Source organism: Deltaproteobacteria bacterium (assembly GCA_020848905.1).
Classification (GTDB): Bacteria; Myxococcota_A; Polyangia.
Map to the genome: position 1 here is coordinate 53,350 of JADLHG010000042.1, position 17,671 is coordinate 71,020.

Sequence of the window (17,671 nt, forward strand, 5' to 3'; positions counted from 1 at the left end):
CCCGCCACCATGAGCAGGTTATTCCGTGCCGGGCCCTAAGCTCGAGCCCCTGGGGGGCTTCCGCCTGGACGTGTGGTGCGACCCCAAGGAGGAGTTCACGGCGCTCAAGGCCGAGCTCGTGGCGAGCACCGACGATACGCGTCGTTCCGCGCTCCTCCTCTACGAGCTGGGGCGCATCGCGCTCGCCGAGGGGCAGGAGGTCAACGCCGCGCAGTACCTGCTCAAGGCGTACACGCTGCGGCCGCAGTTCCGCCCGACCCTGCGCCTGGCGCGCCAGCTCTACCGACATCGCGATGCGCACGTCCTGGCGCTGAAGCTCCTCGACGCCGAGGCGCGCGCAACACGGGATCCCCTCACCCGAGGCTCGCTCCTCCGGCAGCAGGCGCGGCTCGTCTGGACGCAGATGGGAGATCTCGGTCGGGCCCGCGAGATCCTCGAGGAGGCCCAGCGGCTCGACCCGGCCGACGTGGCGACCCTGAAGCTCCTCGAGCTCTTCTCGTCGATCGACGGGGATGCGGCGGGCCGGCAGGCCACCGTGTTGCGACTGATCGAAGGTATGGCGGACGAACGGCTCCGCGTCGCCCTGCTCGTGGACCTCGGTTTCCTGGCCGCCGAGACGGACCCGGCGACCGCGGTGCAGTCGCTCGCGGCGGCGGACCGGGCGTCTCCCGGCGAGCTCGTGGTCCTCGTCGCGCTCGAGCAGCTCCACGAGCAGGCCCGGCAGTACGTCGATCAGGCGCGGGTCCTCGAGCGCCAGGCCGACCTGCCGGGTCTTCCGCCGGCGCTCGCCGCGCGACTCCTCGCGCGCGCGGCTCGGCTCTACCGAGAGGTCGTGGGGGACGCGGACGCCGCGGTCCGCGCCTTTCGCCGGTCGCTCGAGCTGGCCCCCGATTTCGGCGTGGCGGCCGATGCCTTCGAGTTGCTCTGGCTCGGCGAGCGCCCTGCGGAGGCGGCCGAGGTGGGGGAGCTCCTCTTCTCCCTCGAGCGGCACCCGGGCTTCGCGGCGGGGCTCGCGTGTCACGTCGCCGACCTGTACCGGCTCTCGCTCGGCCGCGCCGACGCGGCGGCGGTCTGGTACCGGCGCGCCCTCGAGACGGCGCCGTCCTATCAGCCCGCGCTCGAAGGGCTGGCGCAGATCCTCGAGGCCACCGGCCAGGTCGACGAGCTCCTCGCGGTGCACCGGGCGGAGCTCCTCGCCGTCACCGATCCGCGGGCTCGCGCCCAGCGGCTCTTTCGCGTGGCGGTGCTCCTCGAAAGGCACGGGCGGACGAACGAGGCCCTCGAGGCGCACCGCGAGGCGGTGACGGCCTGGCCCGGCTACCAGGCCTCGGTCACCGCCCTCGAGCGGCTCTTCACCCGCCTCGAGCGCTGGGAGGAACTGCTGCAGCTCTACGACCAGGAGCTGTCGCACGAGCTGGACGCGCAGCGCCGCATTCATCTCTTCGAGACGATGGCCTCGGTCTGGTACCACCACCTGCAGCAACCCGAGCAGGCCATCGACTGTTACCTGCGCGCCCTGGCCCTCGCGCCAACGGACCTTGGCATGCTGCGCGCCGCCGCCCGACTCTGTGCCGAGGCGCTCCGGTGGCACGACCTTGCCGAGCTCACCGAACGCGAGGTCGAGCTCATCGGCGACTCCCAGCGGCGAACCGAGCTGCTCCACCGGATCGGCGAGATCTGGGAGGACCAGCTCCTCGATCTGGATCAGGCGGTCGCGTGCTACCGACGCGCTCTCGCCGTCAGCCCGGAGTATCTCCCCTCGCTTCGCGCGCTCGGCCGGATCTACCGTCAGCGGGGGCACTGGCGCGAGCTCATCGAGATGCACGAGGCGGAGATCCTCGCCTCCACGGACCCGGACCAGATCTCGTCCCTCTACTACGCCGTGGCCCAGATCTACGAGGAGGAACTGCTCGACGAGGCGCGCGCCGCCGAGACGTACCGCGTGCTGCTGGACCGCCAGCCGGACTACCACCCCGCCATCGCCGCCCTCGCCCGCTTGCTCGAGCGCCGCGGCGAATGGGCGGAGCTCACGGTGCTGCTGGAGGGCACCCTCGACGGCGCGGCCGACGGACGTGCCAAGGCTCTGCGCCTCTGGCAGATCGGCGCGCTCAAAGAGGAGCGCCTGGGAGATCCGTCGGAGGCGCTCAGGGACTACTTCCGGTCGCTGCGCCTCTGTCCCACGCTCGCGCCACCGCAGGCCAGCGTGGCGAGGCTGCTCGAGGAGCAGGGCGACCACTCCCAGCTCTTCGAGCACCTCGGCACCTCGCTCGAGCACGCGACCTCGCCGCGGCAGCGCTCGAGCCTCTGCCTGCAGCTCGCGGACCTGGCCGACCGTCACGCGGGGCAGCCGCGGAAGGCGGCGCAGCTCTACGAGCGCGCGATGGAGAGCGAGCCGAACGTCTGGACCCTCTGGTCCGTCTTGCAGCTCTATCAGCGGCTCGAGCTTCGTCGGGAAACCATCGACACTCTCGAGCGCCTGGCCGGGACGGTGCGGGACGACCGGGCTGCGGCCGAGCTCGAGCTTCGCGTCGGACGCCTGCGAGAGGAGTTCGGCTACGGCGACCCCGTCCCGCACTACGCGAAGTCTCTGGGCCTGAAGTCGGGGCGGATCTACGCCCAGAGGGCCATGGAGCGGCTGCTGCGGGACGCCGGTGCGGCCGCCGAACTGGCCGACCTGCTCCTTGGCAGGATCCAGGCCACCAAGGAGCCCTTCGAGCTGGCCTGCCTCTGGACCGAGCTGGCGGAGGTGCAGCTGCGGCTGGGCCAGCCGGGGCCCGCGGAGCAGGCCTACCGCGAGGCGCTGGAGCACAGCAAGGGGCACTGGAGCGCCCTGCACGGCCTAGAGCTGCTGTGCGAGGACCAGGGGCGGTGGGCCGAGCTCGCAGAGCTGGCCGAGCTCGAGGGCCAGAGCCTCGAGTCCTCCGACGCGAGCGCTGACGCGTTCTCTCGCGCCGCGGAGCTCTACGAGGAGCGGCTCGGGGAACCGGATCGGGCCATCCCGCTCTACCAGACGGTCCTGCAGCTCCAGCCCGAGCACCCGCGTGCCTTCCGTCGACTCCAGGAGCTCCTGCGGGCCCGGGAGGACTGGGAGGGACTCGCCGCGCTCCTGCAGGGGCAGATCGCCGCCACGCAGGACACGACCGAGCTGTTGCCGCTGTACGTCGAGCTCGGCCGCCTGCTCCTCGAACAGCTCCAGCAACGCCAGAAGGGGATCGCCTGCCTGCGGCGCGTGCTCGAGATCGACCCCTACCACGTCTTCGCCCTGGTGACGCTCGGGGACCTCTACTTCGAGAGGCACGAGCTGGCGAAGGCCGAGTCGGCCTACAGCCAGGCCGAGGGGCTGGTCGGCGACGCCGAAGAGCGACTGCGTCTGCGCAGGAGGCTCGGCGAGCTCTACACCGAGCTCGGGCAGCCACGCGCGGCGCTCGATGCGCTGCTGCGGGCCGCCCAGGAGGTGCGCGGGGTGGATCCGTGGCTCCTGCGCCAGACGGTGGAGGCGGCCGCCGCGGCGTGCGACTACCGCGCGCAGGTGGCAGCGCTCGAGCGACTCGCCGACCACGCCGAGGACGAGGCGGAGCGCATTCGTCTGCGCAAGGAACTGGCCGAGTTGGCCGAGGAGCGCCTCGAGGACGACGAGCGCGCGGTCTCGGCGCTGCAGGAGGTGCTCGTCCTGGACCCCCTGGACCTCGAGGCGACCGAGCGGCTGGCGGCGATCCACGGCCGCAGGGGTAACCGGTCGGCGGTGGCCGAGCATCTCCAGGCGGCGGTCGCGCACCACCGGGCGGAGCTCGCGCGACGTCCCTTCGACGATCGCCTCTACCACCAGATGGCGCGCATCTTCCGCTGGCAACGGCAGTTCGATCGGCTCTACTGCGCTTGCGTGGTGCTCGAACGCCTCGGAGCCCTCGACGAGGTCGAACACCAGTTTCTCGTCGACCACCGGACGCGCTGTGGAGAGCTGGCGACGGGTGGGTTGTCGCCGGAACGCTACCTCCAGCTCGTCGTCCCCCACGAGGCGCGGGGCGCCCTGCGCGACCTCTTGCAGACGGCCGGGCCGAGCCTCCAGCGCATCGTGGCGACCGACCCGGAGCGGTACGGCATCTCGCGGCACGACCGCGTCGCCGAGGACGATCCGCTCCACGAGGAGTGCGCGAGCCTCGCCCGCCTCGTCGGGAGCCCGGCCTACGAGCTCTGGACCTCCCCCGGAGACCCCGAGCTCGTCACCGTGGAGATGTTCGCCAAGCCGGCGCTGATCCTCGGCAGCCGCCTCGCCGCGGGCCCTCTCGGCGCCGGGACCCGCTACCGTCTCGGGCGCGCCCTCTTCTTTCTGTCGGAGCACGCGCTCATCTTGCGCGATCGTTCGGTGCGCGAGATCCGGGGGCTGCTCGCCACGCTGATCCGCGTCGCGCTCCCGGACCAGGCGGAGGCGCAGCCGGGCGCGGAGGACGCGGAGTACCAGGCGGAGGAGGTGAAGCGCATCGCGAAGCTCCTCGGTCGGAAGGACCGACGGATCCTCGCCCAGGCGATCGAGCCCATCGTGCAGGCGCTCCCCACCGTGAACGCCGGGAGCTTCGCGCGCGCGCTCAGCTGCGGCGCGAACCGGGCGGGCCTGCTCGCGGCGGGAGATCCGCAGCTCGGCCTGGAGGAGGCCGCCGCGCTGATGGGGAACGTGACCAGCGCCGAGCTCGGAGACCTGCTGCAGTACGTGGTGAGCGAGGAGTACTTCGCCGCGCGGCAGGAGGTTGGGCTGGCTCCGGCAGAGGGGACGCGACGATGACCCGCGACGACGATCCCTCGGTGACGCGGCGAGCGGGGCGACCGCGCAAGGTCGGCCGCCCTCGCGAAGGGAAGCCCCCCATTCGCGGCGTCGAGACGCGAGCGTACGGCAAGGCTCCCGGCCCGAAGGAATCGATCGCCGACGAACTGCGCCGGACTCCGGTCCAGGAAGCCGAGGAGGCTGGTCCGGAAGAGGTCGATCGCGACCTGCTGCGCGAGCTCGGCGCGATGGAGGGACAGACCGAGGAACTCACGGTCCCCGCCGAGGAGCGCGCTTCCCACACGGGACGGCACGCGGCACAGGTCGTCGCCCCTCCCCCCGAGGTAGATCGCCGGTACTGGGAGGAGCGTGCTGCTCGGCTCGAGCGCGAGGCCGGCGCGGCGACCTCGGCCCGGCGAGCGGCCGTCCTGCACTACGAGCTCGGCCGACTGGTCGAGGTCAACCTGGGGGACGAGGAACGGGCCCTCGAGTGCTACCGCGCGAGCCATCATCGGTGGCCCGGTCTCGGGGTGAACAACCGCTCGTTCGTCCGCCTGCTCTCGCGACGCGGGGACCACGCGGGGGTGGTGCGGGTCATGGATACCGAGCTCAGCGGCGCGCCCTCCGCCGCCGAGCGGGTCGCCGTCCTCGTCGACCGCGCGCTCTATCGGGTGGCCCACCTGCGCGACCTGGCGGGCGCCCGGGCGGATCTCACGCGGGCGCTAGAGATCGACCCCGAGGACCCCCTGGCCATCGAAGCCCTCACGGAGCTCGCGCGTCACGAGGGGGACCACGATCAGACCGAGGCGCTACTGCGACGGCAGCTTCGGCTCTGCGAGGACCCGGCGCTCCGGTCGGCGTACCTCTGCGAGGTCGGCCGGCTGCGCGAGGCCGCGGGTGATCTCGAGGGAGCCGCGGGACTCTTTCACAGCGCGCTCAACGCCGCCCCGACGAATCAGCAGGCGCTCCGGGCGCTGCTGCGCGTCGCGCGAGCCAACCGCGACTACCCCGTGGTCGCGAAGCTCTACGAGAGCCTCGGCGAGGCAGAGGACGGACCGATGGCCGCCGCCGCCCTGTGGGAGGCTTCGCGTTACTACGCCGGCCGACTGCGCAACGCCGAGATGGCCCTCCGGGCCGTCGAGCAGGCGGCCGAACGGGCGCCCGACGACCTCGCAGTCCAGCAGGACCTGGCGCAGCTCCTCGAGCGCGAGAAGAAGTGGGCCGGCCTGGCGGTGGCCCTGCAGAGGTCCCTCGAGCTCGTGGGGCAGGGCCCGGACGGTGGAGCCATCGCCTTCCAGCTCGCCCGCGTGCAGGTCGAGCGACTGCAGGACCCGGACGCGGCCATCGGCACCCTGCGGACCGCGCTTCGGCTGGACCCGCGGCATATGCCGGCGCGCATGCTCCTCGCGCGGCTCTATCAGCGCAAGGGGCTCCACGCGGAGCTCGTCGCGTTGCTCGCCGACGAGCTGGCGCTCTTCACCGACCCGAGTCACGGAGCGGCGATCCACTACCGCATCGCCGACCTCTACGAGACGAAGCTCCTGAACGGCGCGGCAGCGGCCGAGCACTATCAGGAGGCCCTGCGGCTCCAGCCCGGCTATCGCCCGGCGATGCGCGGAGTGAGCCGCGTGTACCACACGGAGGGCCGCTACGAGGAGCTGATCGCCACCTACGAACGCGACCTGGCGCAGACGACGGAGCGGGAGCAGAAGGTGGCGATCCTCCGGCGCATCGCCGAGCTCTGGGAAACGCGACTCGCCGACCCCGACGCCGCGGTGAGCGCGCACGAGCGGCTCCTCTTCCTCGAACCCGCGAACCTCGAGGCGCTACGAGCGCTGCGGCGCATCTACACGCTCACGGGACGCTGGGAGCACCTCGTGAGTGTCCTGCGGACGGAGGCCGATCAGACGCACGACCGGTGGCGTGCTGTCGCTCTGCTCGAGGAGGTGGCCGAGGTCCAGGAGCACGAGCTCAGGGACGGCCCGGCGGCGCTCGAGACGCATCTGGCTGTGCTGGACCGGGACCCGACGCACCAGCCAGCGCTCATGGCGGCGGGCCGCCTGCTCCAGCGCGGGGGGCGCCACGAGCAGCTCCTGCAGCTGCATCGTCGCGAGCTGGATCACACCGAGGAGACGGCGCACCGGACCTGGCTCCTGATGAAGAGCGGGAGGCTCCTGCTCGAGCAGCTCCAGCGCCCCGAGGAAGCTGCCGTCTGCTTCGCCGAAGCGCTCAAGGGGGACCTCGACCGGCCAGCCGCGGCCGACCAGCTCGTGCGGCTCTACCGGCAGACCGGGAACCACGCCGAGCTCTTCCAGCTCCTCACGCGCCTGCCTCCCGCCGAGGTCCCGGCGGTGCAGGCTCTGCACCACCGACGGCTCGCCGAGCTCCTGCAGCACGGTCAACGGCCCGCGCTGGCGGTCGAGCACCTCCGCCGCGCCGCACGGGTCTCCGAGGACGACGCGGCGGTTCAGCACCTGGCCCGCCTCTACGCCGCCGTGGGGGACCGGCAGAACCTCATCGCGGTGCACCAGCTCGAGCTGAAACGGGCGCGGGACCCCTGGGAGCGGGCGTTCGCCTGCACGAAGCTGGCGCGGCTGTGGAGCGGCGACGCGCATCAGCTCGAGCGCGCCGTGGAAGCCCTGGACCGGGTGCTCGAGCTGTCGCCGCGCAACGCCATCGTGCTCCGGCAGCTCGAGGTCCTGCTCGCGCGCCTTCAGCGCTGGGAGGCGCTCGCCGCGGTGCTCGAGCTCACCCGCGAGCCGTGCGAGGACCAGGACTACCGGCAGGCCTGTGCCGTGGTGGTGGCCGCGCTGCGCGAGGACCGCCTCGACGATCTTCGCGGCGCCGCGCAGAGCGCCGTCGAAGTGCTCGTGCGCGAGCCCGCCCACGCCGAGGCCCTCGCCACCCTCGAGCGCCACGCGAGGACCAGCGGGCAACCGGAGGAGCTCGCGCAGGTGCTCGGACGGTACGCGAAGGCCGCTCAGACGGTGCCCGAGCAGGCCGCGATGCTCACCGCCATCGCGTCGGTTCACGCCAACGGGGGCCAGCTGAAACAGGCGCTCGAGCTCTTCCGCCTGGCCGCAGAGCAGCTCCCGAGCTACCTGCCCGCGGTTCGTGGGTGGCACCGCGCGGCGCGGGCGAGCGGCGACGCGGCGAGCATGGCGCGCTCGCTCGAACTCGAAGCCGAGGCCAGCCTCGACCTGCCGAGGCGATCCGGCTGCTTCTTCGAAGCGGGCCGCATCTGGCAGCTCCGGGTGGAGGACCCCCTCATGGCGGTCGCGGCGTACCGGCGCGTGCTGACCGTGGACCCGAGGCATCAGGGGGCGATCAGCGCCCTCACTGGGCTCTTCACCTCGCGACGCGAGCACAAGGAGCTCGTGACGCTCCTCAGCCAGGTGGCGGAAGCGGCTCCCACAGTACTCGAACAGCGCGAGCTCCTCGCGCGAATCGCCGAGCTGCAACGCAGTCGTCTGCAGGACACTCTCGGGGCTCGAAGGACGATCGTGAGAGCGCTCGAGCTGGCCCCGGACGACCGAGCGCTCCTGACCACTCTCGCGGAGCTCTGCCGTGGGGGCAGCGACTACAAGGCGCTCGCCGGGGTAGACCGTCGTCTGGTGCGCCTCACCGAGGACCCCGTGCTGCTCAAGGCGCTCCACTTCGAGCTGGGCATGATCTGGGACGAGAAGCTCCCCGACCCCGATCGAGCCGCCGAAGAATACCGTCGCGTGCTGGAGCTCGACCCGAACGACCTCGGCGCGCTCACGCGCCTGAGCCGCCTGCTCATCAAGCGCGAGGCGTGGCAGGAGGCGGTGGCCATCACCGAGCAGCTCATCCAGCGCGACGACGACCGCAACCGCGTGAAGGACTACCACCTGCAGCTCGCGCAGATCTACGCCGACGGCTTCGGAGACCTTCGTCGCGCGCAGGAGGCGTGCCGGCGCGCCCTGGCCCTCGACCCCGGGGACCTCAAGGGGACGGAGGTGATGGCGGTTATTCTCCGGCGCCAGGGTGACCTGCGCGGCCTACACGCCCACCTCGAGTCGAGTCTGACCGTGCACCGGGCCCGACTCGACCGGGATCCGTTCCGCATCGATTCGTACCAGGCGCTGCTCAGCGTCTTCGGCCGCCAGGAGGCGCCGGACCGGGTCTACGTGGCGCGGAGCGTCCTGGCCTCCGTCGGCGCTGCGACCGAGGCCGACCGCGCGTACGTGAAGGGGCGGCGCTCCCACGCACCGCTGCTCCCCCCCCGGCCGGTGACGAACGAGGAGGTGGAGGGCCAGATCGTACACCCCGACGGGCGCGGCCCGCTGCGGCTCCTGCTCCTCGGCGCCGAGGCCGCGCTCCGCAGGGCGGTGCCGCACGAGACGCTCCCCACCCCTCGACCCAGCAAGCTCTCTGCGCGGACCGACCCGGAGCTGGCGGAGCTCGTGCACGAGCTCTGCAAGGCGCTCGGGGGGGTGACGGTGCAGTGCTTCCGCACCGAAGGGGGCCTCGAACAGCTGCGCGTCGAGGATACCGCGACCCCCAGCCTCTACCTGCCGCGCGACGTGGAGCTGTCGGGGCCGGAGCTGCGCCTCCGCATCGCGCGGGCGCTGGCGCGCGTCCGGCTGCGGCACCTGCTCGCCTTGCGGCACGAGCCGGAGGACCTCGGCCGGCTGGTCGCGGCGACGCTCTCGGTCATCTGCGCCAGCTACTCGCCCCCCTACCCCGCTGCCGAGCTCGAAGCCTGGCAAGCGGTGCTCGGGCGGTCCCTGAACCGCAAGCAGCGCGCCGAACTGGAGACCGTGGCGCTCGAGCTCGGCGACCGCCCGCTGCAGCCGGAGCAGTGGGTCGCCGCCATGCGCCAGAGCGAGGACCGCCTGGCGCTCGTGATCTGTGGCGACGTGCCCGCCGCCGTCCGGATGCTCCTCCGCGACGAGGGGTATCAGCTGCGGGCCTCCGCGAGTACGCCAGCAGATGTCGCGGCCATGGCGGGGCCCAGGCTGCGCCACCTCCTCTGTTTCGCGGTCAGCGAGGAGCACCTGACGCTCCGGGAGCGGCTGGGGATCGCCTTGCCCGCCTGAGCGGAGGTCTCACTTCGGCGTGGGCAGGCGGTATGCCGAGCGGCCCCGTCGGGGGTCTAACAGGTCAATGACGGGCGAGCTCGGCCAATCGATGGAGGGGACCTCGGTGATCGCCGTCACGCCGGAGGACCTCGTCGCGGAGCTCGAAGCGACCTTCGCCGCGTGGGCCCAGCGTGCCTATTGGATCGCCCTCGATATCAGCGGCGAGCCGGAGGAGGCGCGGGACGCGGTGCAGGACGCCTGGGTGCTGGCGCGCAGCTCCCTCCCCCGCTTTCGGCACGACGCAGCCATGCACACCTGGCTGCTGCGTATCGTCGTCAACCGTGCCTTGAAGGCTCTGCGGCGGCGGCGGATACGGGTTCGGCTGTCACATCTCCTGCCCGGTGTCGTGGCGCCACCGGTCTCGACGTCTCCGGGCCCCGAGGAGCTGCTCCAGATGGCGGAGCAGGCGGCGCGGGTGCGGACGGCGCTGGCGGGGTTGGCGGCCCAGCAGCGCGCGGCCTTCGTGCTGCGGCACGTGCACGGTCTCTCGGTCCCCGAGGTCGCGCAGACGCTGGGCGTGTCGCCTGGCACCACGAAGACGCACCTCTTGCGCGCGGTCAAACGACTGCGCTCGACGTTGGAGGAGTCCCCATGAGCCGCCTGTGCCGCACCGTCGAACGCGCCGTGGCCGCGGGCGAAGAGACGCCCGAGGTGGCCGCGCACCTTCGGGGATGTTCGAGTTGCCGCGGTCTGTCCGAGGCTCTCGTGCTGCTCAAGGCGGCAGGACAGACCCTGCCTCGTCCACCCTACGTGGTCGGGAGTGGCGCGACGGTCTCGTCGCGGGCGGAGCGTCCCCGGTGGCGGCCAGCCCTCCTCCTCGCGGGGGCGGTGGCCGTCGGAGCGGTCGTGCTCGCGCTTGCGGGCGGCGGTCGCCACGCCTGGCGGCAACCGGGGACGGCCACGCCACCGCGAGCCCTCGACGAGGTCCCCGATCGGGCAGATCGGGTGGACCTGCTCGGCGCCCTCTCGCTGGCCGAAGGGATCTACCGCACCGATTCCGACGAGGTCCCCACGGAGTGGATGGCCGAGGATCCGTCGGACTCCTCGGCGGCGACGGGCACTCGAATCTACGAAGACATCCGTCCGGAGGACCTCTTGCCCCGATCGGCCGCAAACCAGAAACCTGGAAGGTGACCCATGCATCGCACGCTAGGTGGAATGTCGCTCACGCTCGTCCTCTTGGCATCCGCAAGCACGGGGTGGGCCCAACCCGGTCCCCCGCCGGCGCCGCACGGCGGAGGGGGGCCGGGACACGGACTGCTTCGCGTCGCGTCGCAGGTCGGACTGAGTCCGCAGCAGCTGGCGCAGATCCGGAAGATCGCGTTCGCCGCGCAGCGGCAGATGATCCCCCTCGAGGCGCAGCTTCGAGCGGCCCGCCTCGACCTCTGGGAGCTGATGGAGTCCGACAGCGTGCCGAGCGACGACAAGGTGGGGGCGCTGGTGGAGAAGGTGACTCGCGCGGAAGGGCAGGTGAAGAAGCAGCGGCTGCTGATGATGCTGCACATCCGGCGCCTGATGAGCAAGCCGCAGTGGGAAAAGCTCCGCGGGCTGCTCCCCGGGCGGGGCCACCGCTGGATGAAGCGAGGGCCCGGCGGCGGTCACGGGATGGGACCCGACGACAACTTCTGAGCCTGCCGAGGTCGCTGCCGCGTTCAGTCCGCCTGCTCGCCGCTCTCCTCGAGGAGCTTCCCGTACCCGACCTCGAGCGCGGCCCCGTCGGCCAGCGGCAGCTCACCGTACTGGATACCGCAGCCGGCGGGCGAGCTGCGCGTTCCGGGGAACTCCTGCCGCCAGACGACCTTCCCTTCCACGCGCACCCGGCCACGACCGTGCGGGGGCGTGAACTCGATCTCCAGCATCGAGCCTGCCGCTGGCGGGGTGATCGTGCGGATGAAGAGGCCACCGCGATTGATGTTGTAGGTGTAGCCCCAGGCGGCAGGAGAGGCGGCCGGGCCACCTGCCGCGCTCATGGCGGCGGGGACCTGATAGAGCAAGCGCGGACTGCGGCGCATGGCCTTGGCCTGTCCCACGAGGAGCTGGTTGGCCAGAAACACGATCTGCGCCGGATCGCTGGCCTCGTCGAAGAACTTCAGGCCGGGCGCATCCCCCACGTCGTTCTTCAGCGCGGTCAGAGCCTCGGTGGGACCCACGACCACCCAGGGGATGGCGGAGTCCGAGGCGCGCGCCGTCTCCAGTCGACGCAGCGCCGGGAGGATGCCGTGCGGCGGGAGCTCGTAGTGGGCCACGACCAGGCGCACCTCAGGGTCGTTCGGGATCCCGTCCGCGTCCAGAGCGAACCGCACGTTGAGCCCCATCCGCCCCAGGTGCCGCGCCAGCTGCACGCGACGCTGGCGGTCGGGGTCCGCGAGGATCACGGCGCCGGTCAGGCTCCCGCCGAGAGCGATGCCGCTGCCCCGCAGCGAGGCCAGCTTGCCGCGAACGTGCTCGAGATCCGCGATGGCCACGTAGTCGTCGGCGCCGGAGGTGAACGCCTCTCCGACCGTCGGGGACCAGGGGTCGTCCACGACCGCGACGAGGGGCAGGTCGGCGAGGACCGGCGAGCCTCTCACGCCGAGGCAGAGGTCGCGTCCCACCGCGCTGCGCCAGTCCACCACGGCGCAGAGGGGGGGATTCTCCTCGAGGGCGGCTCGCGCCGTCTCGAAGTCGGCGACCTTCACGACGTAGAGCCCGAGAGCCCCCGCCATGGGTTCGAGCCCTCCCGAAAGCCCCACCCCGGCTACGGCCACCCGATCACGCATCGTCGTACCCCCTTCAATCGGCGCCTGCCGCGCCGGGTTAAGCTGCGTTCGTCCTGCGTCCTGCGTCGCGCCGCCGCCCCTTAGGGCCGTCGACTAGTCCAGCTCCGCTTCCGAGAAGCGTGCCAGCTCACCCTTGAGCTGGGTAGCCAGAGCGGGATCTCCCGCGGCCAGATTCCGCTGTTCCTTGGGATCTCGCGCGAGATCGTAGATCTCGAAGCGGTTCTCCGTCACGCGATGGATCGCCTTGTACGAGCCGAGGAGCGCCGCGCGCTGTCCCTTCGGCCACGCCGGATAGGGCAGCAGGACGGCCCCCAGGCGGCGTGGTTCCTTCGCGGGGGGGGCCGCTCCCCGAGCCAGCGGGACCAGCGATTGGCCCTGGAACCCCTCCGGCGCCGTAGCACCGGCCAGCTCGACCACCGTCGGCGCGAGGTCCAGCAGCGGCACGGGGGCGTCCACCATCCGCGGGGCCCAGCCGGGCACCGCCAGGATGAGCGGGACGTGGAGCACCTCGTTGTAGAGCGCCTGCCCGTGGAAGAAGAATCGGTGCTCGCCGAACGCCTCGCCGTGATCGGCGAAGACCACCACCGCTGTGCGCTGCGTCAGCCCGAGCTGGTCCAGCCCCTCCAGCAGCCGGCCGACCCATCGGTCCACGTACTTCACCTCGTACTCGTACTTCCGCCGCAGCCCGGCCGCGCCCCGCTCCGTGACGCGCGGCAGCTCGTCGTGCGTCACGTAGGTGCTGTGGGGCTCGAAGAGGTGGACGAAGAGAGCGAAGCGCTGCTTCTTGCCGGCCAGACCCTTCAGCGTGGCGAGCGCGCGCGGCACGATGCGCGGCGCGGCGATGTCGTGGTTGCTCTCCCGCAGGGTCTTCGCCCCCTCGTTGTCCCAGCGGTCCACCCCCTGCGTGATCCCCCGTTCGGGCGTGAAGTAGAAGTGCGACGTAACGGCAGCGGTGGCGAAGCCCTTCTCTTTGAGGAGCTCGAAGAAGGTCACCGCGTCCGGCCGGAGCGACGGATAGCCGACGAACTTCTCTCGGTAGGGGACGCGCGAGGGATAGAGCGACGTGAAGATCGAGGGGAAGGACTGCGGGGTGTTGGCCGCCTGCGCGAACGCGCGCCGGAAGAGCACGCCGCGACGGGCCAGCCGGTCCAGCGCGGGGGTCAGCCCCCCCGTGTGCCCCATGGCGCCGAGCATGTCAGCCCGCAGCGTATCGATGCACAGCAGGAGCACGTTCCCGTCGAAGACGGGAGCGTGCGGCCGGGCGGCGACCTTCCGCGACGGCGGGCGTGTCCGCGTCGCATCCCCCCCCTGGCAGTTCTCGTCCACCCCGTTGCCCGGCACGTCCGTGGCGCCCGGGTGAACGGCGGCGTTCCGGTCGTCGCAGTCGCCACCGGCGAACCAGGCCGCGTAGCCGTCACGGTCGCGATCTCCGAGGGCGCGGGCCAGGCCGATCACCAGGGGTGCGAGCGCCGCTTCCTGCAGGGCGGAGGCGACGTTGATCTCGGAGCGTCCAGCGGCTGGAGCGCCCCCGGCCAGCGCCACCACCAGAGCCAGGGTCGCGAGCGCTGCTGGGGCGCTCCCCGTCGCGGGCCAGCGGCGGGTTGCGAAGGGCGTCACCGTCGCGCTGAATGCGATCATGCACCCCAGGGCGACCCACGGCCCGAGCTTCAGCACGCGCCAGTCGACGCGAGAGAGCACGAAGAGCCCCGCTGCCAGACCGGCCAGCGCGAGCGCAACGAAGACACTGGAGGTCGCGGGCCAGCGCGCGCTGCGGGGGACGCGACGCGTGAGGGGACGCACGAGCTGAAAGCACGGGAAGAAGGCGGCGAGCACCGCCAGCAGCGCCGCTCCCGCCACGAGGGCCGTCGAGAGCGCTGCAAGCTGCCGGTTCGCCATCCCGGCGGCCACGTGCGCCGCGAAACCGTAGACCAGCGCGACCTCGACGAGGATGCAGGCCGCGAAGGCCAGCAGGCCCGTCGCGACCCGGAGGTCCGCGTCGGCGTCCTGACGCAGTCGGCCCCAGAGACCGACCGTCGGAGAGAGGGTCGCACGGAGCGCCCCGTAGATGGTTCCGGACGCGAGGCCGAAGAGCCAGCCGAGGGGGACGGAGAGGCACACGCCGAGCGCCACCACGCCGAGCGAGGCGCCCTCGGCGCGGAGTCCGAGGATCCCGTCGGTGATGCCCACCAGCGCACCGACGAACGCGCCGACGAGGGTGCCGGTTGCGGCGGCGGCGCGGACCGGCCGTGCGCGCGCCGGGGCTTCGGCGACGGCCGCTCGTTCGGACGAGGGCACTAGGTAACCTCCTCCACCTCGGCCAGGGAGGGGAGTCCGGCCCGTGCGCCCAGCTCGCGGCAGCTCAGTCCGGCGGCCGCCGAAGCGAGCTGCATGCACCTCTCGAGGGGCGCGCCGCGCAGCAGACCGTAGCAGTACCCGCCGACGTAGACGTCCCCTGCCCCGGTGGAGTCGACGACCTTCACGCCGAGAGGGGGCTGCTGGACGAGCTTCTCCCCCTCGAGACCGATGCTGCCGTCCGTGCCCAGGGTCATGACCACCGTGTGCGGCCCGAGCCGGCTCAGCTCCACGAGGCTGTCCTCCACCTCTCCCCGCGGCGCCACCTCCGCGGCGTAGCGCTCCGAGGCGATGAGCACGTCGCTGAGCGCCACGAGCTCCCCCATCCCCTCGCGCAGCGTCGCCGCTCGCAGCACCACGCGAACGCCCCGCCGCCTCGCCTCCTCGGCGGCCCAGATCTGCGCCTCGACGTGATACCCGTCGACGATCAGCAGGGCCGCGTCCGTGAAGAGCTCGGGAGGGAGCTCCGACGGTTCGAGAGGGTCCACGCTCCCCCGGGTGTGAAACACCGTCCGTCGCGTCGCCTCGTGCTCTACGACGACGAACCGGTAGGGGGAGAGACGGTCGGGCTGGATCACGAGCGCGCGGGTGTCCACTCCCAGCCCGTGCAGGCCCCGCACCACGAAGCGGCCGAAGTCGTCGTCCGAAACCTTGCCCACGAACGCCGTCTCTACCCGCAGGGCCGCCAGCGCCGCCAGGGCCGTGGCCGTGGCCCCGCCACCCTGCAGGCTCAGCCCGGCGAGCTCGGTCTTCGTGTCGGGCTCTGGGTACCGCCCGACGACCGCCAGATGGTCGATCGCTGCTTCCCCTATTCCCACGACGCGCCGGCCGTTGCTCACAATGCTTGCTCCGTAGCGAGACGGCGGTGCGCCGCGGCCTCGATCGCAGACAGGAACGGACATTCTAACCAGAAAACCGTCGAGGTACAGCGCCTCACCGCGCGCGCTGTTGACAATCCTGCGTCGGTGGAGTCACATGCGCGCATGCCCAAGCGTGGAAAATCGTCCAGCAATGTCCAAAGGTTGCAGGAGCGACTGCAACAGCCCCGCGGTGAGAGCGCCTGGCCCGCGGATCTCGCGTGGGCCCACGAGGTGACGCGGGGGGAACTGGCCGCGCCTCCGACAGAGGTGGACGAAGAGGTGGTGCAGGCGCTTCTCGCCGAGCTGCTGGTCCGGGAGCGGACCGAGCACCTGGCCTGGCTCGCCGGGCTTCCGCACCGCGGCGTGGCCAAGGCCGCGCGGACGGCGCTCCACCGCCTGCGCAGCCAGAAGGTGGCGGTCGAGGTCCCCGTCCCGGCGGAGGCCGCCCTCCCGAGCGCGCCGGCGCCCTCCGAAGGCGAGGCGCTGGCGGGGATGGTCAGCATGTACGACGGCCACGGGCAGCGGCTCGTCTGGCTCGCCGAGCCGGGGCGCAAGGGGCTGCTCCTGCACTGGGCGCGCGCCTCCGCGCGGACGGGGCTCCTCGAATTCACGACCGGACGGGTAAACCGCCGCACGCTGCGCCAGGACCTCCAGGCCCTGCAGAAGCAGGTCTCGGCCGTCCCCGTGACCGCAGACGAGGCGCGCTGGTTCATTCACGACGCCGCTCGCCGCTGCGAGGCGCTCGGCCGCGGTCTCCCGTCGACGTTCCTCCGCGCGAGCTCGCTGCTCGGGCCCGCACCCCGCACGCCGCACCCGGCCCTGACCCTCCCCGCGACGCAGGTTTCGGAAGAGAAGCTGCTCGCCCTCTTCGAGCTGCGCGAGCTTCGCGCCTGGGTCCCGGAGTCCGAACCGCTCCGGCGCCTGATGCTCAAGCTGCAGGAGCTCGCGACGAGCCGGCTGGTCATCTCCGACGAGGTGCGAGCCGAGCAGGTCCGCGCGCTCGTGGACCAGGCGGTGGCGGACTACTTCACCGTCGAGCGCTGCGCCGCGGCCAGAACGGTCCTGCTCGACACCGCGCACCTCCTCGCCGCGCAAGGCCGATCCGAGGAGGCCCTCGCCGCGCGCGGGGCGGCGGAGCTCTTCGTTCACCCGGGTCCCGAGGTGGGGGCGAGCGCCTTCGCCCGAAAGCACGTCGAGCGGGTGCTTCCGCCCGACCTGCACGTCGGGAGTTCCCCGCGCGCCGAGCAGCCCGCGGCCGGGGAGGGATGACCATGAAGCTCGACGACCAGGACCGGGCAGCTCTACTCCGCATCGCTCGCCGGACCATCGAGTCCTTCCTGGGCGACGGGACGCGACCGGTCTTCGAGGACGTCGGGCCGAGGCTGCTCGAGCCCGGTGGCGCCTTCGTCACGCTGCACGCCGAGGGGCAGCTCCGGGGATGCATCGGAACCTTCGAAGTCACCCACCCGCTCGCGGAGACGGTATCCCGCATGGCGGTGGCCGCCGCGACGAGCGATCCCCGCTTTCCACCGGTCCGCCCCGAGGAGCTGCCGGAGATCGAGATCGAGATCTCGGTCCTGTCCCCGCGACACCGGATTCTCGACCCGGGGGAGGTCCAGGTGGGAGTCCACGGGCTGCACGTTCAACGCGGGACGCGGCGGGGCGTGCTCTTGCCTCAGGTGCCGGTCGAGGCGGGCTGGGACCGGGAGACCTTTCTCGACCACACCTGCCGGAAAGCGGGGTTGCCGCCGGAGGCCTGGCGCGATCCGTCGACGCTCATCGAGGTCTTCACGGCCGAGGTCTTCGGAGAGCACCCACCGCGATAGCCGGTGTCGGGAG

10 protein-coding genes are annotated in these 17,671 nt (G+C 72.2%); 7 read left to right on the forward strand and 3 right to left on the reverse strand.

All coding sequences use genetic code 11. From position 1 onward, the window contains the following. The first annotated feature begins 25 nt into the window (after positions 1 to 25). From IT371_17395 to IT371_17415, 5 genes are all read left to right on the forward strand, one after another. Complete coding sequence (locus IT371_17395; protein ID MCC6749443.1) at positions 26 to 4,777, forward strand: tetratricopeptide repeat protein; 4,752 nt, start codon at positions 26 to 28, stop codon at positions 4,775 to 4,777. Then, entirely contained in the window at positions 4,774 to 9,819 is a 5,046-nt protein-coding gene (locus tag IT371_17400; protein ID MCC6749444.1) for a tetratricopeptide repeat protein, read from the forward strand. Before IT371_17395 ends, IT371_17400 begins: the two co-directional genes overlap by 4 nt. Before the next feature lie 67 nt (positions 9,820 to 9,886). Further along, positions 9,887 to 10,456 carry a sigma-70 family RNA polymerase sigma factor gene (locus tag IT371_17405; GenBank protein ID MCC6749445.1) on the forward strand — a complete coding sequence of 190 codons (570 nt, stop codon included), beginning with the start codon at positions 9,887 to 9,889 and terminating at the stop codon, positions 10,454 to 10,456. After that, positions 10,453 to 10,995, forward strand: a complete 543-nt coding sequence (locus tag IT371_17410; GenBank protein MCC6749446.1) for a hypothetical protein — start codon at positions 10,453 to 10,455, stop codon at positions 10,993 to 10,995. The genes IT371_17405 and IT371_17410 overlap by 4 nt, the downstream gene beginning before the upstream one ends. Before the next feature lie 3 nt (positions 10,996 to 10,998). Continuing rightward, entirely contained in the window at positions 10,999 to 11,490 is a 492-nt protein-coding gene (locus IT371_17415; GenBank protein ID MCC6749447.1) for a periplasmic heavy metal sensor, read from the forward strand. 23 nt (positions 11,491 to 11,513) lie between these two features. Here the strand turns inward: IT371_17415 and IT371_17420 are convergent, their stop codons facing one another. The 3 genes from IT371_17420 to IT371_17430 all read right to left on the reverse strand — a co-directional run bounded on the left by IT371_17420 (position 11,514) and on the right by IT371_17430 (position 15,811). Then, a complete protein-coding gene (locus IT371_17420) occupies positions 11,514 to 12,620 on the reverse strand; it encodes a PilZ domain-containing protein (protein ID MCC6749448.1) in 1,107 nt (368 codons plus the stop codon). A gap of 93 nt (positions 12,621 to 12,713) precedes the next feature. Next, positions 12,714 to 14,915, reverse strand: coding sequence for a sulfatase-like hydrolase/transferase (locus IT371_17425; GenBank protein ID MCC6749449.1), 2,202 nt, complete (start codon positions 14,913 to 14,915; stop codon positions 12,714 to 12,716). Beyond that, entirely contained in the window at positions 14,915 to 15,811 is an 897-nt protein-coding gene (locus IT371_17430) for a sugar kinase (GenBank protein MCC6749450.1), read from the reverse strand. Before IT371_17430 ends, IT371_17425 begins: the two co-directional genes overlap by 1 nt. Positions 15,812 to 15,994: 183 nt before the next feature. Here IT371_17430 and IT371_17435 point away from each other — a divergent pair, with 183 nt between their 5' ends. Beyond that, positions 15,995 to 17,101 carry a hypothetical protein gene (locus tag IT371_17435; protein MCC6749451.1) on the forward strand — a complete coding sequence of 369 codons (1,107 nt, stop codon included), beginning with the start codon at positions 15,995 to 15,997 and terminating at the stop codon, positions 17,099 to 17,101. Then, entirely contained in the window at positions 17,098 to 17,658 is a 561-nt protein-coding gene (gene amrA, locus IT371_17440; GenBank protein ID MCC6749452.1) for an AmmeMemoRadiSam system protein A, read from the forward strand. Before IT371_17435 ends, amrA begins: the two co-directional genes overlap by 4 nt. Positions 17,659 to 17,671: the final 13 nt, after the last annotated feature.

Coding starts and splice junctions, on each gene's coding strand:
- IT371_17415 (MCC6749447.1), top strand. CDS start 10,999: ATGCATCGCACGCTAGGTGGAATGTCGCTCACGCTCGTCCTCTTGGCA.
- IT371_17400 (MCC6749444.1), top strand. CDS start 4,774: ATGACCCGCGACGACGATCCCTCGGTGACGCGGCGAGCGGGGCGACCG.
- IT371_17420 (MCC6749448.1), bottom strand. CDS start 12,620: ATGCGTGATCGGGTGGCCGTAGCCGGGGTGGGGCTTTCGGGAGGGCTC.
- IT371_17410 (MCC6749446.1), top strand. CDS start 10,453: ATGAGCCGCCTGTGCCGCACCGTCGAACGCGCCGTGGCCGCGGGCGAA.
- IT371_17405 (MCC6749445.1), top strand. CDS start 9,887: ATGACGGGCGAGCTCGGCCAATCGATGGAGGGGACCTCGGTGATCGCC.
- amrA (MCC6749452.1), top strand. CDS start 17,098: ATGACCATGAAGCTCGACGACCAGGACCGGGCAGCTCTACTCCGCATC.